The sequence below is a fragment of the Paenibacillus sp. JJ-223 genome (genome assembly GCF_927798175.1).
Lineage (GTDB): Bacteria > Bacillota > Bacilli > Paenibacillales > Paenibacillaceae > Paenibacillus > Paenibacillus hubeiensis.
In genome coordinates, this window is the sequence record NZ_CAKMMP010000027.1 from 24,268 (window position 1) to 44,880 (window position 20,613).

The 20,613-nt window shown below is 54.3% G+C and carries 16 protein-coding genes; 5 read left to right on the plus strand and 11 right to left on the minus strand.

Translation table 11 applies throughout. The features are described 5' to 3' along the window. Positions 1-5 precede the first annotated feature (5 nt). The 3 genes from L6H98_RS30415 to L6H98_RS30425 are packed head-to-tail and all read left to right on the plus strand — an operon-like array spanning position 6 to position 4,038. Positions 6-1,556, plus strand: a complete 1,551-nt coding sequence (locus tag L6H98_RS30415) for a sulfatase (RefSeq protein WP_236421450.1) — start codon at positions 6-8, stop codon at positions 1,554-1,556. Next, positions 1,553-3,025: a sulfatase-like hydrolase/transferase gene (locus tag L6H98_RS30420; RefSeq protein WP_236421451.1), complete on the plus strand. Its 1,473-nt coding sequence runs from the start codon at positions 1,553-1,555 to the stop codon at positions 3,023-3,025. Before L6H98_RS30415 ends, L6H98_RS30420 begins: the two co-directional genes overlap by 4 nt. Positions 3,026-3,060: 35 nt before the next feature. Beyond that, positions 3,061-4,038, plus strand: coding sequence for a formylglycine-generating enzyme family protein (locus tag L6H98_RS30425; RefSeq protein ID WP_356724978.1), 978 nt, complete (start codon positions 3,061-3,063; stop codon positions 4,036-4,038). A gap of 109 nt (positions 4,039-4,147) precedes the next feature. Here L6H98_RS30425 and nagZ read toward each other — a convergent pair whose 3' ends face one another. The 7 genes from nagZ to L6H98_RS30460 form a co-directional block, all read right to left on the minus strand. After that, positions 4,148-5,830: a beta-N-acetylhexosaminidase gene (gene nagZ, locus L6H98_RS30430; protein WP_236421452.1), complete on the minus strand. Its 1,683-nt coding sequence runs from the start codon at positions 5,828-5,830 to the stop codon at positions 4,148-4,150. Between the two features lie 19 nt (positions 5,831-5,849). Next, positions 5,850-7,031, minus strand: coding sequence for a DUF1343 domain-containing protein (locus tag L6H98_RS30435; RefSeq protein ID WP_236421453.1), 1,182 nt, complete (start codon positions 7,029-7,031; stop codon positions 5,850-5,852). 89 nt (positions 7,032-7,120) lie between these two features. After that, positions 7,121-7,840: a hypothetical protein gene (locus L6H98_RS30440; protein ID WP_236421454.1), complete on the minus strand. Its 720-nt coding sequence runs from the start codon at positions 7,838-7,840 to the stop codon at positions 7,121-7,123. 73 nt (positions 7,841-7,913) lie between these two features. Continuing rightward, positions 7,914-9,023: a sn-glycerol-3-phosphate ABC transporter ATP-binding protein UgpC gene (gene ugpC, locus L6H98_RS30445; protein WP_236421455.1), complete on the minus strand. Its 1,110-nt coding sequence runs from the start codon at positions 9,021-9,023 to the stop codon at positions 7,914-7,916. Positions 9,024-9,074: 51 nt separating this feature from the next. Continuing rightward, complete coding sequence (locus tag L6H98_RS30450) at positions 9,075-9,908, minus strand: carbohydrate ABC transporter permease (RefSeq protein WP_236421456.1); 834 nt, start codon at positions 9,906-9,908, stop codon at positions 9,075-9,077. A gap of 23 nt (positions 9,909-9,931) precedes the next feature. Further along, on the minus strand, positions 9,932-10,855 hold the full coding sequence (locus L6H98_RS30455) for a sugar ABC transporter permease (protein ID WP_236421457.1): 924 nt from the start codon (positions 10,853-10,855) through the stop codon (positions 9,932-9,934). 38 nt (positions 10,856-10,893) lie between these two features. Then, the gene (locus tag L6H98_RS30460) at positions 10,894-12,249 is read right to left on the minus strand and encodes an extracellular solute-binding protein (RefSeq protein WP_236421458.1); all 1,356 of its coding nucleotides are present in this window, start codon (positions 12,247-12,249) and stop codon (positions 10,894-10,896) included. 326 nt (positions 12,250-12,575) lie between these two features. Between L6H98_RS30460 and L6H98_RS30465 the strand changes: the two genes are divergently transcribed. Both L6H98_RS30465 and murQ read left to right on the plus strand, forming a co-directional pair. Next, positions 12,576-13,538, plus strand: coding sequence for a BadF/BadG/BcrA/BcrD ATPase family protein (locus tag L6H98_RS30465; protein WP_236421459.1), 963 nt, complete (start codon positions 12,576-12,578; stop codon positions 13,536-13,538). A 22-nt stretch (positions 13,539-13,560) separates the two neighbouring features. Further along, complete coding sequence (gene murQ, locus L6H98_RS30470; protein ID WP_236421460.1) at positions 13,561-14,466, plus strand: N-acetylmuramic acid 6-phosphate etherase; 906 nt, start codon at positions 13,561-13,563, stop codon at positions 14,464-14,466. 288 nt (positions 14,467-14,754) lie between these two features. On the opposite strand, the gene L6H98_RS30475 is transcribed toward murQ, so the two are convergent. The 4 genes from L6H98_RS30475 to L6H98_RS30490 all read right to left on the minus strand — a co-directional run bounded on the left by L6H98_RS30475 (position 14,755) and on the right by L6H98_RS30490 (position 20,596). Then, complete coding sequence (locus L6H98_RS30475; RefSeq protein WP_236421472.1) at positions 14,755-15,594, minus strand: MurR/RpiR family transcriptional regulator; 840 nt, start codon at positions 15,592-15,594, stop codon at positions 14,755-14,757. A 105-nt stretch (positions 15,595-15,699) separates the two neighbouring features. Beyond that, positions 15,700-16,929, minus strand: coding sequence for an anhydro-N-acetylmuramic acid kinase (locus L6H98_RS30480; protein WP_236421461.1), 1,230 nt, complete (start codon positions 16,927-16,929; stop codon positions 15,700-15,702). A gap of 497 nt (positions 16,930-17,426) precedes the next feature. Then, positions 17,427-18,914, minus strand: coding sequence for an MBL fold metallo-hydrolase (locus tag L6H98_RS30485; protein ID WP_236421462.1), 1,488 nt, complete (start codon positions 18,912-18,914; stop codon positions 17,427-17,429). Further along, positions 18,911-20,596, minus strand: coding sequence for an iron ABC transporter permease (locus L6H98_RS30490; protein WP_236421463.1), 1,686 nt, complete (start codon positions 20,594-20,596; stop codon positions 18,911-18,913). The genes L6H98_RS30485 and L6H98_RS30490 overlap by 4 nt, the downstream gene beginning before the upstream one ends. Between the last annotated feature and the right edge of the window lie 17 nt (positions 20,597-20,613).

The following is a 20,613-nucleotide window of genomic DNA, read 5'->3' on the forward strand; positions in this document are numbered from 1 at the left end:
TTTGCATGAAAGCAATCATGGTCATGTTCGACACGTTAAATCGGCATATGCTCTCCCCCTACGGCGCGCCCGATTGGGTACAAACGCCTCATTTCGACAGGCTTGCCCGACGCAGCGCCGTTTTCCTGAACAGTTATATCGGCAGCATGCCCTGCATGCCGGCCCGCCGGGAACTGCACACAGCTCGGCATAATTTCCTGCACCGAAGCTGGGGCCCGCTGGAACCGTTCGACGATTCCGCCATCGAGCTGCTTGGGCAAGCAGGAGTGTACACTCATTTGGTCACGGATCACCAACATTATTGGGAAGACGGGGGAGGAACATATCACCCCAGATATGAGAGCTTTGAATTCGTTCGCGGCCAGGAAGGAGACCCTTGGAAAGGTGAGGTAAGCGAGGAGGCTACCCAAGGAAGAGCGGGATCGGGCATCCCGTTAACGTACCAGAAAATTGTTCATCACGACCGGATCAATCGCAAACACATCGTTTCCGAGGAGCAATTTCCGCAGGCACAGACCTTTGAGCTAGGTATCGACTTCATCCGCCGCAACGCTGGTCAAGAACGCTGGTTCCTACAGCTGGAGACGTTCGATCCGCACGAACCGTTCTACAGTCCGGAATCGTTCCGCAACTTGTATCCGAAGCTGATCGGGGATCGTGGAAACGATTGGCCGGCTTACGGACCCGTGAAGGAAACGGATGACGAGGTAGAGCGCATGCGGCATCGTTATGCGGCCCTGCTCACCATGTGTGATGACCATCTTGGGAAAGTGCTGGATGTCATGGACGAGCTGGATCTGTGGAAAGATACATTGCTTATCGTGAATACGGATCATGGCTTCTTGCTTGGCGAGCACGGACATTGGGCCAAATGCGTGCAGCCCTTCTATAACGAGGTCGCCCACACGCCGCTGTTTATCTGGGACCCGCGCAGCAACGTTCAGGGGGAACGGCGAAACAGCCTTGTTCAAACCATCGACCTGCCTGTAACGCTGCTCGATTATTTCGGCGTGCAGCCTACATCCGATATGCATGGTCAATCCCTTCGCGCTACCATAACCAGCGATCAACCTGTGCGCGAAGCGGCGCTGTTCGGATTGCATGGCGGCCACGTATGCGTTACAGACGGGCGTTACGTATATATGAGAGCAGCCGCAAGCGAGGACAACCAGCCGCTGTTCGACTACACCCTGATGCCCACGCATATGCGAAGCCGCTTCTCCCCTTCCGAGCTGCAGGACATGGAGCTTGCCGGACCACTTCCGTTTACCAAAGGAGCACAGGTCTTGAAAATAAGGAGCGCAGGCCGGGGAACGCTGCATCAGTTCGGCTCGCTGTTGTTCGACCTGGAAACGGACCCGCGACAGGAGCATCCAATCGAGGATGCACAACTTGAGGCCAAAATGGTTGCTTTGCTCATCCGTCTTATGCAAGAGAACGATGCGCCGATCGAGCAATATGAACGATTGGGACTCGAACCGAACGCACGCCGCGAAGCAAAAGTGCCGTATTCCGGGGAATCGGCTTCCGAAGGCGAAAAGGAGCATCGTCCATGACCGCGAAACCGAAGCGTCCGCATATCATCCTGTTCAATCCGGACCAATGGCGGGGCGATGTGCTCGGCCATCTCGGAAATCCGGCAGCACGAACGCCGCATTTGGACCGTTTCGTAGCCGAAGATGCCGTATCGTTCAGTCACGCTTTTTGTCAGAACCCGGTCTGCACGCCAAGCCGCTGCTCCTTTATGACGGGGTGGTATCCGCACGTCAGGGGCCATCGGACCATGTACCATATGCTCAAGCCGGATGAACCCATGCTGCTGCAAAAGCTAAAAGAGGCTGGTTATTACGTATGGTGGGGTGGAAAAAACGATCTGGTCGATCCCGAATCGGGCTATGGCGAATATTGCGACGTCAAGTATGTTCCGCCCGACACAACGAAACGCATGTTCGGACCGGATTGGAGGCGCGGCAAACCGGAAGAGGATACGTTCTATTCGTTTTACGTCGGCAACATCGACAAAGGGGACGGGGAAGACTATTATCCCGACTCGGATTGGGCTCATATCCACGGAGCGATTAATCTGATTCGGGAAGCCCGGTCGGATCAGCCTGTATGCATTTATTTGCCGATCCTGTACCCGCACCCTCCTTATGCCGTAGAAGAGCCATGGTACGGTTCGATTGACCGTTCCTTGCTGCCGCCCCGCGTCGCCGAGCCGGTCTGGGAAGGCAAACCGTCCATGTTAACCGGACTGCGGGAGAGGATGCAGCTGCACGGTTGGACCGAGCAGCGCTGGGACGAGCTGCGAGCAACGTATTACGCCATGTGCGCCAGAGTAGACGAGCAGTTCGGCCTGCTTGTTCAGGCTCTGAAGGACACGGGAATGTACGAGGATACGGCCATTTTCTTTTTCTCGGACCACGGCGATTTCACAGGGGACTACGGGCTGGTGGAAAAGACGCAAAACACGTTTGAGGATTGCCTGACCCGCGTCCCCTTTATCATCAAACCTCCTGCAGGCGTTCCGGTACGGCCAGGCATCTCCGACGCCATGATTGAGCTGGTCGATCTATGCGCTACGGTATACGATTACGCAGGCATTGACGAGGGATACACCCATTTTGGCCGTTCCCTTCGCGGCGTAATCAGCGGGCAGCTGACGGAGCACCGCGATGCCGTATTCAGTGAGGGCGGCAGACTGCATGGCGAATCGCACTGCAACGAATCCACGCCGTTTAACGAAGACCCCCGCAGCCTGTATTGGCCAAGGGGCGAGACGCAGCGCAGCGAAGGACCGGAGCATACCAAAGCCACGATGGTCCGCACGGATCGGTTCAAGTACGTGCGCAGACTTGATGAACAAGACGAGTTATACGATCTCGTTCTCGACCCGGGAGAGACCCGCAACCGGATCAGCGATCCTTCCCTTGCGCAAGAATTGCATCGTTTGAAGGAGCGCATGCTTGATTTTTACCAATCCACTTGCGACGTGGTCCCGCACCGGCGCGCACGCCGGGAATGATAGTTATATCTTGAACGAAAGGAGCATGAACACGGATGAAACCATCAAAAAACGGATGCTGCTGCTCCGTAAAACGGAATTCCGCCATTGCAGCGACCGTGCAGCTCCCCAATCATCATGCAGATCTGGGGACCAGCGTCGAAACTGTGCGGCCCGAACTGCTGGAACGTATGGTCCGCATCGAAGGCGGCACCTTTGTCATGGGAACCAATGATCTGAACGGTTTCGCCTCGGACGGCGAAGGGCCGGCCAGAATTGTGGAAGTGGATAGCTTCCTTATGTCACCCTATGCAGTGACTAATCGGGATTTCAAGGAATTCGTCAAGGAGACGGGTTACATGACCGAAGCGGAGCAATTCGGCTGGTCTTACGTTTTCGAATTGCTCGCGTCGGAGAAGGTTCGAAACGAAGTGCAGCGCGTGCCTTACGGCGTGCCATGGTGGCTCGTCGTGGAAGGCGCGTGCTGGCACCGCCCCGAAGGGAGGGATTCTTCTATTGAGGGGAGGGAGAACCACCCGGTCGTACACGTCAGTTGGAACGATGCCTTGGCATACTGCTCGTGGTCCGGCACCATCCTGCCGACCGAGGCACAGTGGGAATATGCAGCGAGAGGCGGATTGGAAGGCAAAACGTACGTATGGGGCAACGAATTGCTGCTTGACGGAGAGCATCAATGCAACATTTGGCAAGGGCGATTCCCGACTGAAAATACTGCAGAAGACGGTTACGCGGGAACCGCACCCGTTGATGCCTACCGTCCCAACGGATACGGTCTGTACAATATGGCCGGGAACGTATGGGAATGGTGCCTCGACCGTTTCACGCCCAGGTATCATGAAATCACCGAAACGTGCAATCCGTTGTTTGCAGGAATGTCGGACAAGGTTTCGATGCGCGGCGGCTCTTATTTGTGCCACCATTCATATTGCAATCGGTATCGTGTAGCTGCGCGAACCGGGAATACGCCAGACAGCTCGTCCGGGAACTGCGGTTTTCGAGTGGTTGTTCGCTAAACCAACGCGGAACCTGGATCTGGATGTGCGATGAAAAGCCCGGTGCCTATGGCAACGAGCTTTTCTTTCGATTCCCGCAGAGCAGTAATGGTTCGATTAGAGCGACGTGCTATTTCAAAGACACCGGAAGTTTCCCTGCAAAAGGAATCTGCCCCGTCAGCGCGCGTGCAATGCTCTGCATAGCCAGCGGCCTGCTCTCGTACGCGGCCACATATACCGATGCATCGGGAATGGCCAGCAGATCGTAAGGGCTGCGCAGCGCCACCACTGCTACCGGCTTGCCCAGTCTGTTTAGCCGGCCGATTAATCTGCGCTGCGGGTCGCCTGAGGGATTGACGGCATTGTAAGTGCCCACCACAATCTGCTTGACCCCCTCAGCTTCGGCGGCTTGAAGCAGACGCGCTGAATCGGACGCCACGTCTTCCGGTGATACCGTCAGATCCACTACTTCAAGGCCACAGTCGGCAAGTGCCGAACCAAGCGTCGGTGCCTGGACGAGCTGCTCGTCAGCAATTGTCGTTACCTCCGTCGCCACCGTAATGACCAGCGTTCGCTCAAGCTTGAGCGGCAGCATTCCTTCTTCATCGCGAACCAGCGTAATGCTGTTCTCGCTGATCCGCCTTGCCACATCCAGATGCGAGCGATCGCCCCGCTCTACGCGCTCTGCTTGTTCAGGCGCAGCTGCAGCTAGTGACATGGCATTATCCTTTTCGCGGCCAGCCACTGCTGCCGGCTCGTCGGCATCCATCCGCAGCAGTCCACGCTTCGCTTTGTATGTGAGCAGCCGCAAGACCGATTCGTCGATGCGCTTTTCGCTAATTCTCCCGCTCTCTACCGCCTGTACCAGCGCACCGAAGGACTCCCTCTGCAATTTTGCCGTATGGCTGATCAACACGAGGTCCGCTCCGGCTTCAACGGCCATGACCGCAGCCTCCACCGTCCCATAATGAACGGCAATGGCATCCATCTCCATACAATCCGTAACGATCAGTCCCTCATATCCCAACTCTTTGCGCAGCAGTCCGCTCAGCACGGCAGGAGATAACGTGACTGGCAGCCGCTGCGGCTCCAGCGCCGGAAAATAAATATGCGCCGACATCATCGCGTCCACGCCGGCCGCTATGGCGGCACGAAACGGAACAAGCTCCACGCGTTCTACCCGTTCGCGCCCATGCGCGATGACGGGAAGATCCAGGTGGGAGTCTATGTCCGTGTCCCCATGACCGGGAAAATGTTTCGCCGTTGCAGCAAGGCACGCATCCTGCAGCCCTCTTATCGTATGTACACCGAATTCGGCTACAGCCTCGGGTTCTTCCCCGAAGGAACGTACGCCGATTACGGGATTAGCCGGATTGTTGTTGATGTCCAGTACCGGGGCGAAGTTCATGTTAATGCCCATGGATTTCAGTTCCAGGCCGCTGATACGCGCGGCTTCGTACGCATCCTCGAGCGAGCCTGCTGCCGCAATCGCCATCTGTCCCGGCATCAGCGAAATGCCCTCGGTAATTCGCGCTACCATACCGCCCTCCTGGTCGATAGATATCCAGAGCGGCAAATTCCCTCTGCCCCTGGCAATGTGCTGCAATCCTTTCGACAGTCGCTCTACCTGCTCCGGCGATTCCACATTGCGCGCGAAATAGATTACGCCGCCGATCGGGACCTCCGTCAGCAGGCGCTCAATATCTCCGGAAGCTTCCGTGCCGTGAAAACCGCACAGCAGCATCTGCCCGATTTTCTCGCGCAACGTCATCTGCTTCAGCAGGCTCCGACCGCTTTGATTCTGCTCCATCATCCCTTCGTCCCCTTTCGCATTAATCCCATTCATAACCAAGCAAAAACGGCTGCCGGCGCTCATTCCAAGCCATCGCCTGCATCTTCCACTCCCGTCTGAGTCGTTCCAGGACTCCAGGATCATGAATGTTTTCCCGGACAACGCTTCCTCCGGTCAACAAGTCAATGAAGTACCGCGAACCCGATTTTGGCGGCTCCAGCCATCGAAACTCATTTTGCGCAAGCGAAATCAGCTCATGCAGAAGCACCAAGCCCATGTCCGCTGCGCGGAATTTCTCCGGATCTGTCACGAAAATACGAACGCCTCCGCACAACTCACCCACATGTTTGGAAAAGGTCGGCGACATGTACACGGGATGCAAATGGACTCCCTCTAACCCATGCTGACGAACGCGCTCGGCCAGTCGCTCACCATCGACCCATGGCGCGCCGATCCACTCGAACGGGCGGGTCGTGCCCCTGCCCTCCGATACGTTAGTACCTTCCAGCAAACAGCTTCCGGCGTATACCCGCACCGTGTCCAGCGTAGGCATGTTCGGCGATGGCATCATCCAAGGCAGCCCGCAATCGGCAAAGGACATCTTGCGCCGCCAGCCCTCCATGGCGATCACGTCCAACTCGCAAGGATGTTCCAGCTCACTGTTGACGAACAACGCCAGTTCACCAACCGTCATACCATGGCGTACCGGCATGCGCCAGGCACCCACAAGCGATTCATACCCCGCGTTTAAAACGCCACCTTCCACGATGCATCCGCCCAACGGATTGGGACGATCCAGCACAAGCAGTCGCTTGCCCGCCTGCGCGCACGTCTCCATCATTTGAAACAGCGTCGATGCATAGGTGTAATACCGAATGCCGACATCCTGGATATCGAACAATACCGTATCTACACCAGCCATTATCGCGGGTGTGGGCTTTTTCTGTTCTCCGTACAAGCTGAACACGGGAATGCCAAGCTTCGGATGCAGTGTATCTCCGAAACGTACGCCTGCCTGCAGCTCGCCGTCCAGCCCATGCTCACATGCATAAAGCGCCACCAATTCGGCATCCTTCAGTCCGGCGCATACTTCAATGGTAGACCTGAAATGGGATGTGATGCCCGTCGGATTGGTGATCAACCCGATGCGCGAACCGGTAATCCATGGATGGGAAAGACCTCCCGCCAGCAGATCAACTCCTGTCCGAACCTTGGAAGACATCGGCTTAACCACTCCTGCCTTTGTAAGGCGCGAGCCTAAACCCTTCACCACATCCTTTCTCGGAATCTTACGCCGTCCTTCACTTCCGTTCATCGCGCACTCCCTTGACTCTGGCCAAACCAAGTGGACGGTTGATGGTCATTACCCTGCAGTACGGCAGGTTCTTCCTCCGGCTCCAGTACATTTCGCGCCACCTTATGCTGATAAACGGCAAACATGCCCGCAAACAGCGCGCCATATCCCACAACGGTTAACAGGAGCAGCGCAGCAAGACACAATGCCTGAAATGCGGCAGCAATGGTGTATCCCGGATATCGGAAGAACAGCTTGACGCTCTCTCCCATCGCTTGCACGATCCCCATATCCTTCTGAATGACCAGTTGCCACGTATAGAACTGGGAAAGCGCCGCCATCAGCACAAAACAGGTCTGAAATGCGATCACCGCCATGCCCAACATGCTTCCCTGGCCGCCGTAGTACCACCATGTCGACCAAAGAATGAAGCTTAACACAGCAAACAGTACGCCAACCATCCCTCCGGGGACGATTCCCTTTAACGTCCCTGTCCACATATCCTTCAGGCCGTTCCGCTGCTCCTTGCGTTCCAGCCGATGATGCATCGCAAAGCAGGCTCCAAACAGCACAGGCATGTATGCGACCACAAGCAGCAGTAACGCTACGGGCAGCGGCGCAAACAGCAGGATGGGCACAAGCACCACCGAACTGGCCACACTGTACAAGGCAACCCGAATCATGTCCTGATAGATTTCAACTCCCGTCTTTACCAGCACCTCGCTCAGCTTACGCATATTTCAGCTCTCCTCCCTTGCAGTTGTTGCCACAAATGACTCCGACTTCTCTGCACCTTCCTTGTTCCACCACTTATTCGCGTCCAATTGCAAGCTCTGTTTCCGGGTCAAAGAAATGCGCCTTACGCAGGTCCAGCACAAACACTTTATCCATACCCACATACGTATGCGTCTCAGGGTGCACCTTGGCGGTAACGGTACGATTACCCAACGGAAAATAAATCAAATTTTCGGAGCCCAGATGCTCAACGACCTGCACTCTTGCCTGCAGCATATGGTCCCTCGGAATATTCGGCGCAACATCCTCGCCAAAAACATGCTCTGGCCGAATGCCGAGAATCAACCGCTTGCCCTGATACTCGCGCAAACGCTCAAGCACATCCTCCGGCAAAGCAAACGACGTGCCCTCCAAAACCAACTGCGCACCATCCAGCCGCGCATCGATAAAGTTCATCGCCGGCGAGCCAATGAATCCGGCCACGAACATGTTGCGCGGACTTGCGTACAATTCCTTCGGCGAAGCGATCTGCTGAATGTCGCCGTGGTTCATGACCACGATGCGCTCTCCCAGCGTCATTGCTTCGACCTGATCGTGCGTCACGTATACGATCGTCGCCCCCAAGCGCTTGTGCAGCTCGCCCAGTTCCACACGCATCTGCACGCGCAGCTTGGCATCGAGGTTCGACAAAGGCTCGTCGAACAGGAATACCTGCGGGTCGCGCACGATGGCGCGGCCCACGGCAACCCGTTGACGCTGGCCGCCGGAAAGCTCGCGCGGCTTGCGCTCCAGCATCGCCTCAAGCCCCAGGATGGCTGCGGCATGGTTTACCTTTTCATCAATGTAAGCTTTCGGTTTCTTCAAGTTTTTCAGTCCAAAGGATAAATTTTCCCGGATCGTCATGTGTGGATACAGCGCATAGTCCTGGAACACCATCGCAATATCGCGATCCTTCGGATGCAGCTCGTTCACGATCCGGTCGCCGATGACGATATCTCCGCTCGTTTGTTTTTCCAGCCCGGCGATCATTCGCAGCGACGTGGTTTTGCCGCATCCCGACGGACCGACGAACACCACGAACTCTTTATCCTCTATGACAAAGTCCGACCCGGCGACAGCCGTGAACGTTCCTTTATGATCATCTTTGAATTCTTTGCGTACTTGGCGAAACTCCACGCGTGCCATTGGCAGATCCCCCTTTGCGTTGTCGCATGTGTTATAGCCCGATTAGAGGGGTTATCCCTTAACCGCGCCGATGGTAATTCCCTGCAGGAAGTAACGCTGCAGCGAGAAGAACAGTATGATCATCGGCAGCGCGCCGATCGTCGCTCCTGCCATCATCGCCCCGAAATCGGTCGATTCGGCAAAGACGAATGATGCGAGCCCCACCTGAATGGTGCGCATTTCGTTGGAATTGGTAATGAGAAACGGCCAGAAAAATTCGTTCCACGAAGCGACGAAGGTAAAAATCGCAAGCACCGCGATCCCCGGCTTCGCCATAGGCAGAATCACCTTCCAGAAGATGCCGAATTCGCTGCATGCATCGATGCGCGCCGCATGGATCAGCGAGGTTGGCAGCGTGGACATGAACTGTTTCATCAAAAAGATGTTGCCTACGCTTACCGCGGCAGGCAGAATAATGGCGATGTATGTGTCGCCGAGGTTAAACACGTTGACCATCAAAATGTAGAGCGGGATCAGCGTAACTTGAGCAGGAATCATCATCGTGCCGAGCAGCGTCCAGAAGACAGCCTGACTGCCCGGAAATTTCAGTTTGGCAAACGCATACCCTGCCAGCGAGGCAAAGAATACGTTGGTCACGGTCAGGATAGCCGAAATCAACAGCGAGTTATAGAGCCAGCGCCAGGCGTCCGTTTTGGCAAAAAAGCGTTCATACGGCGACAAGGACAGCTGATTCGGCAGCATCTGCGGCCGAAAGGATGCCGACATTGCGCTATCCTGCACCGAGCCTACCAACATCCAGTACATGGGGATGACTGTCACGATCGTCCACACGCTTAGCAGAACGGCAGCTATGATCAGCAGCAGCTTATGGCGTGATGTTTTCATGGATGAAATTCACCTCCGATTGCTTAATACTCGATATCGCTCGAGAAGTACTTGAATTGAATCACGGAGATGACGATGATGATCACCGCGAGCACGAACGACTGCGCCGACGCCAATCCGAATTCGTAGAACTTGAAGGCCGTCTCATAAATCAGGTAAGCAATCGTCGTTGTGGCAAAGTTCGGGCCGCCTTGTGTCATTAGATATACCGAAATGAATACCTGAAAAGACGTAATGACTCCGGTAACAAGCAGATAGAGCGTCGTCGGTTTGAGGAGCGGCCACGTGATTTTGCTGAATTGGGTCCAGCCGCTGGCATGGTCAATGTCCGCCGCTTCATACAGCGACTTCGGAATACCGCCCATCGCCGCCAAATACAGAATGATGCCCGCACCATGCGAACCGAGCCAGTTCATCAGAATAAGCGAAAATAACGCCGTTCCCGACTGCCCTAGCCAGATGACCGGGTCCAGGCCGAACAGGCTCAGGAAACGGTTCAGCAAACCGGAGTCGGTGGGATCGAAAATGGCAAGCCAGACGATGGAAATCGTTACTCCGGATGCCACGGCAGGCAGATATAACGTAGCTTTGAAGAAGGTCTGCCATTTGCTTTTCATTTGAAAGATGAAATAAGACAGCACAAACGTAATCAGAATGTTGACCGGCACGGTGCCCACCGTGAAAATGATCGTGTTGCGGATGGATTTCCAGAACGTATCGTCCTTGACCAAACGCTCGTAATTGTCCAGCCCGACCCACGTGGAATTCATAATATTGTACTTCTGGAAACTCATGACCAGTGCCGACAGTACCGGGTACAGCGTGAACACAAGAAACAGCAGGACAGGCGCCAAAATAAACAAATACGCCCACCCGTAATCCCGCCAAAACCGGGCGAACCGGGAAGTCCGGGCCGCGGACGGCTTTGGCGCAAGGGCGGTCTGCATGGCGAATCCTCCTCTCCGAGATGATGATGCCTGGATGCTTATTGGCCAAACATTTGCTGGCCTTTGCCTTTGAAGTCTTCAGCGATCTGCTCAGGCGTTTTCTCCCCCGAGAACAAAGCCTGAATATTCGGTTTCACAACCTGCTCCTTAAACTGTTTCATTTGGGCAGCCTTGTCGATATCCAGTTCCAGTACAACCGGCATTGCAATGTTCTCAGCCATAAGGTTGGCAGCAGCGATATTTTCCGGTTTGCCCAGCTCCTTGCCTCTGAAGAGGTCCGCCTGGGACTTTCTTACGAACGGCAGTGCCAACTCATTGGCCGAATTGCCCGCCTTCGCGCCGCTAAGCGCCTCCATGACCAGAAATGTATTTTTGGCATGCTGCTCGCCTTTGTCGTTTTTCTGTCTGAACGCGACATAACCTTCGCCACCCATCGTCGTCTGAGCCGGCTGGTCGTCATTGTGAGGCACAGGCAACAACACGAAGTCGATTTTTTCACCTTGCACGTTGCCCGCATCGATGTCTTTGCTGCGATTCTGGATCATCACGTCGTAATAAGGAATCGCTTTGGAGATGATTGCCGCTTCGCCGGCATAGAACATGTCCGTGCGTTTCGCCGGAGCGATTGCGGCCGTTTCCTTCGGCATGTAACCTTGATCCATCAGTTCTTTGACGAAACCAAGCGTATCCAGAATGCGGCCATCGTTCCACTGGAACACGCCGTCTTTGTCCAATACGTCGATCATGCCGTTATTACGCGTCAACATTTCAATGAAATCAAGCGACGTGCCATCGGTAACGAGAGCATACTGAGCTTTGCCGCCATCCAACGTTTTGGTCAACTTCGCGGCGGCCTCCTTGAATTCGGTCCAGGTCCAGCCGTTCGCCTGAATGGATTGCCAGTCAATGCCCGCTTCCTCCAGAATGCGCTTGTTTCCGCCCCACGCCCACTGGAATTGGTATAAAGGGAGACCATATTGCTTGCCTTGAATCTGGCCTAGCTCCAGCGTTCCCGGCAGGTAATCGTCCTTGATCTCCGGCGTCAGATAAGAGTCCAACTCCAGGGCAAGCCCGGTATTCACATAAGTTCCGTCCACGCTGTGGAAATACAGATCAGGCGGATTCCCCGCGTTCAGCGCAACATCGAATTTTTTCGGTCCCTCAGCCCATGAGAGCACTTCGGTCTTCACCGTGATATTCGGATGCTCTTTATTAAAATCTGCAATGAGATCCTTTAGCTCGTCTTCGTAAGTGCCATGAACCGGATACGTCCATACCGTCACCGTATCGTTTGCGTCAGGATCGTTCTCCGTCGCGCTGCTCCCCCCATTGCCACAGGCCGTTACCAGAATCATCATTAACAGCATGGACCAAACCAGACTTCTCTTCTTCATGCTTTCATCTCCTTCGCATGTCATCTACCTTTGGTAAATATCTGAGCCAATTCCAATCTGTGTGCTGACCCTTTGAAATCTCTCCGCATCCTCCCCTTCAGATTCGACCCGCCCTTTGCTAATCAAATCTTTTTAATGAAAGTTTAACGTCAATTTAGATGACATTAACAGTATTAATTCCTTCCAAAATTGTAGATTGAGTTCATTATATGAGCTGTGAAATAAAAATTCAACAATATTTTTAATCATAAAATTTAATTTTACTTTTTCGTTCCCTGCCACTATACTATGAACAAAGAAAAATGAAGCAAGCGAGGTGATTCACTTTGCGTGTCTATGCGGGTATTGATGGAGGCGGTACCAATACAGATGCAGCGCTGATTTCCGATACGGGAGATATTGTTGCTCAAGTCAGCGGAGGACCAAGCAACCCATATAGCGTGTCGCTGGAGCAAGCCGTTCCCGAGCTGGAAAGAGTATTGGATCGACTATTTGGCACAAATCATGAGCTTTTGACAAAATGTGATGGTATATGTCTTGGTATGTCAGGTATAGACAAAATGCAAGAACGTCAGATGATCAGTGATGTCGTGATTCAATACATGAAAAGACGTTTACCGGAAGCGTTTAACACATGCCCTGTCTGGATTGTGACTGAAGGAGAAACGGCTCTTATGGCCTCTTTGGGTAGTACGCGCGGCGTTCTCTGCATTTCCGGCACGGGGTCCATCGTCTATGGATTCAACTCTGAAGGCACCCGTTATCGCACGGGTGGTTGGGGACATTTGCTGGGCGACGAAGGCAGCGGTTATCGCATCGGGCAGCGCGCACTTCAATCGGTCATGCAGAGCCATGACGGCATTCTGCCACCAACCCGGTTGACTTCGCTTCTCTTGCAAGAACTGGGGCTCAAGGAACCAACAGAGCTCAAGGATCGCGTATATCACAACGGTTGGGGAAAAAAGGAGACCGCTTCGCTCGCCCGCCTCGCCATCGCGGCGGCTGAAGCGGGAGACCCTGTCGCGAGCGACTTGGTCACTGACGAGGCAAGGCACCTCGCCGAGACCGCACGAGCGCTGATTGCCCGAGACCCGGAGTTCCCTGCAGCACCCGTCGTATTGTCCGGATCGTTATTTCGTCATTCTCCATTGTACCGAGAGGCCTTTATGCAGCAGCTTTCCCGGTACTACGAAGGACTCGAATACGTGCAGACGGAGCATGCTCCACCTCCGGCCATTGGCGCGGCACGCTTGGCACGGTTCCATCGCTCCCTGCACGATACCAGATAGAAGAGACAAGGAGGCCATACTGATGAATCACATGCTTAACTCATTGCTGACCGAACAACCCCATCCGCTAACGGATCAGATCGACGTACTGCCTTCTGCGGAGATCGTTGAACTGATCAATCGGGAGGATCGCCGCATTGCCGAGCTGATTCAGCCGCTTATTCCAGTCATTGCCCAAGCGGCCGATCGCATCGTCGAAGCTTTCCATTCCGGCGGCAGACTGTTCTACGTTGGCGCAGGCACCAGCGGCAGGCTCGGCATTCTGGATGCTTCGGAATGTCCGCCGACTTATGGCACGCCGCCCAGCATGGTGCAAGGTATTATTGCCGGAGGCTTCCGTGCCGTGAAGGACCCGGTCGAGGGGGCCGAAGATAGCGAATCAACCGGTGCGGCTGATCTCGATGACCATGGCGTGAATGATCATGACATAGTAGTCGGTATCGCTGCCAGCGGCAGAACGCCATACGTGCTGGGTGCCATGAAACGGGCGCGCGAATTGGGGGCCGGAGTGATCAGCCTGAGCAATAACGCAGGCGCCCCCATGTCCAGCTTGGCGGACATTAGCATCGAAGCTGTTGTCGGCCCGGAAGTAGTGATGGGTTCTACCCGCATGAAGGCTGGAACGGCACAAAAAATGATTTTGAATATGCTGACCACCACCGCCATGATTCGGCTCGGCAAGGTATACCGCAATCTCATGGTCGACCTGAACCCATCGAACCAAAAGCTTGTCCATCGGGCCAAGCGTATGATCCGATTGGCAACGGATGCCAGCGAACCTCAAGTGGAGCAAGCGTTCGCGGAAGCAAACGGACACGTCAAAACGGCCATCGTCATGCTGATGGCCAATGTGGACGCGACGGAAGCTGTGAAAAGGCTGGATACGGCTGGCGGGTTTGTCCGCAGCGCCATTGCCGGCTCTTCATGACGGCAATACAGAACGCGCGGCGTGCCGCAAGCGGGCATGCAATCGTTTATACGCATGCGAGCTGCAGGCTGAAGGATGAAGCTTGCAGCTTGGAGTCCGGCATGGTCCGGGCTCTTTTTTTTATAGAGTAGACCAATACTCAACTCTATGGGTCAGCTTTGCAATATGGCAAAAATACAAAAAACCCTTTTCTAACGTTCGTGCCGATACGGACGTTAGAAAAGGGTTATTGGCCGTGGCTTGCCGAAGTGTGTTGCCCTAGGGATCGAGCGCCCGGTTGACTGCAATTTATTTGTGTTCCAGGATGGCCTGACGGCTCTTCTCCAAATACTGAACCGATTGGTTATAGTCCCTGCTGGCGACCGCCAGATACAGGATATCGATCACGTTAAGCTGCGCAATGCGCGAAGAGGTGGCCCCGCTGCGAATATTGCTCTCCATGGAGGTAATCATCAGGGGAACATCCGCAAGCGAACTTAACGTATTGCTGCCCCATTTCGTAATGCTGATCGTCGCTGCTCCGCCTTCGCGTGCATGCTTCAAGCAAGACACGACGCTGCCCGTTTCGCCCGAATACGAGATGCAGACGACGGCGTCGTCTGCCCGGAGCGTTGTAGCGGATGAAATCTGCATGTGCGGATCGGCGAACGAGAAGCTCGTACGGTTGATGCGCATAAATTTGTAGTGTGCATCCAAAGCGATCAGATTGGACGCTCCCACGCCGTAGAAAAAGATGCGGTTTGCCTTCTGCAGCACATCCACTGCCTGCTCCACCATGCGAGGATCCAAAATGTGAACCGTGTCCTTAATCGATTGAATGTTGTTCGCCGAGACGTGCTGAATGATGCTTTCCATGGAGTCCTGTGGACGTATCTCCGTATATTCATACGACTCCCCTGTCTGCAAATCCCCGGCAATCTTCAGCTTCAGTTCCTGAAAGCCTGTCACCTCCAGCGATTTGCACAGGCGGATAATCGCCGCCGGACTGCCCCCGCTGCGCTCCGACAGCTGCGCAACCGAAGACTGCACCGTTTCTTCAGGGTGCTCCAAAATATAAGCCCCGATCTTCCGTTCCGATGGGGTCAAATCATCCAATATAGCGCGCAAACGCACAAGCCCGCCTTTCATGCCTTCCATCTGCGCCTCCCTTCCGTACTGATTCATGTACAATCATTTTGTCTTATTCGTTCTAAAAAGTCTAATCTGAGTGTAAAGAGTACAATCCCACCTGAGTCATAACGTCAGGATGCCCGAAATTACGGGGGCTGACGCTCCTGTCACAGCTGGGAGGGTATTCGCCCTTCCCATCAGCGCTTCATGTCCTAGCAACGCAAAACCCATCGCCTCACGTGCGTCATCCGGGACGCCATGATCAGCTGTAAGCTCAAGGCGAATACTCGCGGGAAGGCGCTCGCGGATCATGCGCATCAGGGTAGCGTTGGAAGTCCCCCCGCCACAAGCCAGCATAGCAGCTACGTTCATTCTAGGCAGAACGAAATTCTCCACAGACCGCACAATGGTCTCTGCGGTAAGGTAAGTCGTGGTGGCTAGTGTGTCCTCCAACGATAATGAATGCTGCCGTGCCCATTGCATGATACGTTCGGCGTAAGCAGCCCCGTAAACTTCACGGCCGGTACTCTTTGGAGGCATTTTGCGGAAATATTCATCGTCCAGGCATTGCTCCAATAATATTGTATCCACCTTCCCTCTGGCAGCGATGCTGCCATTCGGGTCATAATGCTGCCGTCCTTCGGTAACTTGTCGAACAATCGCGTCGATGACCATATTTCCGGGTCCCGTATCAAAAGCCGATACCTCTTCCATTGAAGAAAGCGGAGGCAAAACAGTTACGTTTCCGATTCCCCCGATGTTCTGTACCAGCCTTCCTTCGGCTGGACTTCGGAACATCAGCGCATCCGCATACGGCGTCAGCGGCGCACCTTCACCTCCGGCAGCCATATCCCTGGCTCTCAGGTTGCCGATGACAGGTAGTCCGGTCCGTTCACGAACGACGGCACACTCCCCGATCTGGAGAGTCGATTTGACGTTAAGGAGTGTGTCCGCCGGGCCGGGAAAAGCCGCTTCCTCCGGCGCGTGCCACACCGTCTGGCCATGCATGCTGATTACGTCGACATCGGCAAGGGATATGCCTGCCGAACGAATAAGCTCGCTCACGCTGTGCGCATACCACTCGGAAACGCCAAAATGCGCGGTCGTAAGGTCATCGATGCGGGCCGTTTCGGGCGAACACAGCCGAATTAACCGCTCTCTTAATGTGTCCGAATACGGAACGCAAATGAAATCAACGAGCTCGATCTGTTGCAAGGCACCGCTTATATCCGTCCGGATTCGCACCAGTGCCGCATCCGTCCCATCCAGTGACGTGCCCGACATCAGGCCGATCACCAAATGTTCCCGTTTCTTGCGATACTGTTCCCACATCGGAAAACTGCCACGATCCATTCCCCCATACCTCCCGCAAGCCGATTGAATCCGATCTCTCGAACAAATTTTACTCAGTATATGATATAAAATTTCACAAGTCAATAATAATATGAAATTATATTACACTCATACCAAACATCGGAACAACTCCTTTATGTACCGCTTATCCTCGAAAACGAGGCAAATCTGCATTGTTCTTAGATTTACTCCAACTACCATTGCTTGATCCAAATTGGTTCCATATCGGAGTAACCCATGACTTGCAGCAGCTCCCAAGCATTGTCTATCGTATGCTGCTTTCCATTAACCCAAAGCTCTTGATCCTTCTGTAAATAATGGATCATTTCAGCGATATGTTTCGGTCTACCTAAATGGATGGTCGTATGTAGGTTGTTTTTTTGTGCTGCAATATGATAAAACGCCCAAAAAGTATGGCGAACCGCACATAACGCCAAATGCCCGCTTAGGTGCATCCAGCACCCAGCAGGTCATTCCATTCGCATCATGTCATTGGTTCATAGAATCAGTTCTTCTCCAGGGCCCAATGAATGCAAAAGCCCCTTCTCCGGCTGCAAGCCGTCACGCTCTTTAAGCAGCGTCTGCTTCAACCGATCGGTTTCGGCACGATCCGCATGCACAAGCACCGTGTGTTTGGCGGGAATCCGGTTCAGCATACCTCTGACATCTCGCACGCCTTGATGCACCTTGTAGCGTATTTTCCGTACATCGCAAGCACCGTACCCCTTGGGGTTTTCCAACAACCGGTGGGCAAAAGTCCCTTTCGCGGCATGCCCGGTAATCAGCACAAGATTTTTGCTGTCATCGGCAAACTGCTTGTAATACCACCGTGCCAGCGTGGACTGCAGCATGCCGTCGGAGATGAACCATAAGGACGGTCCTGTCCGTTCCAGCAGCTGCTGGCGCTCCTCATTCGTGGTTGGCGAGCTCCAGCCTCCTTCGTTCAGGAACCTTTTGATGGCATCCACTGCCGTTCCTGGCCCCAAGTCCCCGGATTTCTTCAACCAGTATGGGGAGTGGAGTAACTGCATCATGCCTGCAGCCAGTTTCGGTTCCACAATTAGGGGTACGCCCGGAAACTGATGCCGTGCCCAGAGCACAAGCTCTTGTCCGCGCCCTACCGCAGGCATGGGGAGAAGCACTTTGCCGCCGCGGTCCAACGTTTGCCGCAACGCCTCATGCAACTGCATCAGTTTGTCCTGCTGCGTTTCGGAATCGGTCCCATAAGCGGCATCCATGATGGTCAAATCCATGACATGCGGGATAAATGCCTCGTGCGATAAGCTCGCAATTTCCGTCGACGGTTTGACATGCTCCAGCGTTTTGGGGCGATGCTTGGACGATACAGCGACTCCTTCCCGGCCCAAACGTTCACCATGTTCTGTACCCGTTCGTTGCTCATGAATCCATTGATCATCATGCATAAGTAACGTGTCTGCCGGACAGTCATCCTGCAGCAACATGGATTCGGAGGTGTAATCCCCCGAATAGAAAATACGTTTGCCCTCCATCCGTAGGCCCAGCCATACCGAACCGGCCAGATGCCCGCTCTTTCCCCACATGGCCTGAACGTCGGGAAGAATTTCGAACCATTGCGCGCTCTCCGATTCGTCTTCCAAGTAACGATAACGTATGGCCTGCTCGTCGGCTTCGGTATAAGGCAGCTCATTCCCCGCACGTTCCATGTTATTTCGCCATGATTGAAAATAAGATTTCAGCTGTTCACGAGTTTCCCGGGTCGTCCATACTTCTCCCGTATAACCCATCCGGTACAACAGGGGAATCGCCACCGAATGGTCCTCATGGGCATGGGACAACAATACCGTTCCAAGCTGCGGAACCATTTCCGGATCGATCAGCGGGTATTCCCCGGCTCCTTCCTTCTTCACCCCGCAATCCAATAAAAGGTGAACATGGCTTCCGCTCAGGAGGTAGGCAGAACGTCCATGTTCGCCCGCTCCGCCCCATACCTTCAACTTCATCATGATGCATTCCACTTTCTCTTTGAATTCAAAATCTCAATGCCCAGCAGCATCAACACCGTCATGCCGACCGATACGACGGCCATCGCCATGCCAAGCGATACTTGCCCCTGCTCGAACTGAGCGAAAATATAGGTAGCCGATGTCTGCATCGAAGGTGGCAGGATCAGCAGCGAAGCAACCAGTTCCCGCGCCGCGATCGTAAAGGTCATCATCCATCCGGCCAGCATGCCGGGAACGATGAGCGGCACCAGGATTCGCCGCAAAATATATAGCGGCTTTCCGCCGAACACCTGACCAGCCTGAAACAATGTGCCGTCAATCTGGGTAAAGCTCGACTTGACGTACTGTACCGTATAGGGCAGAAACAATACCACATAGGTTAGCACCACCATACCGTACGTGTTGTACAGATTAACCGGCATCCACGGTGCGTTCCACAACAAGATAAGTCCCACCACCATAACGATGCCCGGTACCGTGTTGGGCAACAAGCTGAACAGGTCGATGACACGCTGCATGCGCGTTGACGAGCGGCCAATGGCCAGCGCGAAACCCGTGCCGAAAATAACGGCCACCGTAGAAGCCGCGAGCGACAATCCCAGACTGTTCAGGATCGCTTTCATACTGACCGAACCCCATGTGAGCAGGGTGCCGTAATGCTCCAACGTGAGATTGTTGAAGGAGAGCCCCGTGCCGCGCAGTTTCATCGTCGAAGCGGCAATGATCGAGAAATAGGGAATGCCGACCGACAATATGAGCAATGCCGCCATATACAAACCGCACAACCAGCCAGCTCCGCCGCGAAGGGAATAGGTTTTGGAACGCTGGCCTTTCCCTCCGACCAAGCGGTACGTGAACTTGCGGCTCATGGCCGATTGCATATACCACATCACGAGACATACCGACAAAAGGATCGAAGCGAGCGAGGTCGCCTTGCCGAAATCGATGGGCCAACTGGAGATATATTTGTGGATCTCCGAAGTCATGACGTAATACCCGATCTTGCGGCCAAACGTCGCCGGCGTTCCGAATTCCGCAATCGTTTTGACAAACACAAGCATGATCCCCATGCCGTAAGAAGACAGCAGCAGCGGCAAAATAATGCGTCTGAACCGGTACCCTGCCGGCGCGCCATGCACGGCTCCCGCTTCTTCCAGGTTTCCGCCGATGCGGATCAGCGCATCCCTGAGCAGCAGGTACAAGAAAGGAAACAGATGCAAGCTCATGATCAGCACCATGCCCCAGAAGCTGAAGAAATGCTCGGTCCAGCTTGCGGAAGAAGGCCACCATTGCTGCAGATATCCCCCCTTTTGCATGAAAAGAATCCAGCCCATGGAGCCGATATACGGCGGGGTCATGAAAGGAATCATCAATATGACGTCGACCCAGCGATGCCGTCCCATGCGCGTCTTTGCCATCATCCAAGCCAGCGGCAGCGACAAGAGCGTCGTACCCGCCGCTACACATATGCCCAGCCAAACAGAATTCAACAGCACCCCGGACAATTGGTGTCCGGCAATAGTTCTTAGCGGGGCCATCCAATCCCACTGCCCGTCCACGTACACGCTCTGCCAGAAAATCAGCAGCAGCGGCACGCCAATGCTTACGGTTAGCAGAAAGAGGGCGAGAATGACGCCCACTCTCCGAAAAATACGGTTGTTGTCCACTGCAACAGGTCTCACTGCTTGTTCACCTCAGA

Excerpts from the sequence above, each read along its gene's own strand:
- L6H98_RS30475 (WP_236421472.1), bottom strand. The coding sequence starts at position 15,594 with ATGAAAGGCGGGCTTGTGCGTTTGCGCGCTATATTGGATGATTTGACC.
- L6H98_RS30460 (WP_236421458.1), bottom strand. The coding sequence starts at position 12,249 with ATGAAGAAGAGAAGTCTGGTTTGGTCCATGCTGTTAATGATGATTCTG.
- L6H98_RS30425 (WP_356724978.1), top strand. The coding sequence starts at position 3,061 with ATGAAACCATCAAAAAACGGATGCTGCTGCTCCGTAAAACGGAATTCC.
- L6H98_RS30480 (WP_236421461.1), bottom strand. The coding sequence starts at position 16,929 with ATGGATCGTGGCAGTTTTCCGATGTGGGAACAGTATCGCAAGAAACGG.
- L6H98_RS30485 (WP_236421462.1), bottom strand. The coding sequence starts at position 18,914 with ATGATGAAGTTGAAGGTATGGGGCGGAGCGGGCGAACATGGACGTTCT.
- L6H98_RS30455 (WP_236421457.1), bottom strand. The coding sequence starts at position 10,855 with ATGCAGACCGCCCTTGCGCCAAAGCCGTCCGCGGCCCGGACTTCCCGG.
- L6H98_RS30415 (WP_236421450.1), top strand. The coding sequence starts at position 6 with ATGAAAGCAATCATGGTCATGTTCGACACGTTAAATCGGCATATGCTC.
- nagZ (WP_236421452.1), bottom strand. The coding sequence starts at position 5,830 with ATGATGGAGCAGAATCAAAGCGGTCGGAGCCTGCTGAAGCAGATGACG.
- L6H98_RS30450 (WP_236421456.1), bottom strand. The coding sequence starts at position 9,908 with ATGAAAACATCACGCCATAAGCTGCTGCTGATCATAGCTGCCGTTCTG.
- L6H98_RS30420 (WP_236421451.1), top strand. The coding sequence starts at position 1,553 with ATGACCGCGAAACCGAAGCGTCCGCATATCATCCTGTTCAATCCGGAC.
- L6H98_RS30435 (WP_236421453.1), bottom strand. The coding sequence starts at position 7,031 with ATGTCTTCCAAGGTTCGGACAGGAGTTGATCTGCTGGCGGGAGGTCTT.
- murQ (WP_236421460.1), top strand. The coding sequence starts at position 13,561 with ATGAATCACATGCTTAACTCATTGCTGACCGAACAACCCCATCCGCTA.
- L6H98_RS30440 (WP_236421454.1), bottom strand. The coding sequence starts at position 7,840 with ATGCGTAAGCTGAGCGAGGTGCTGGTAAAGACGGGAGTTGAAATCTAT.
- ugpC (WP_236421455.1), bottom strand. The coding sequence starts at position 9,023 with ATGGCACGCGTGGAGTTTCGCCAAGTACGCAAAGAATTCAAAGATGAT.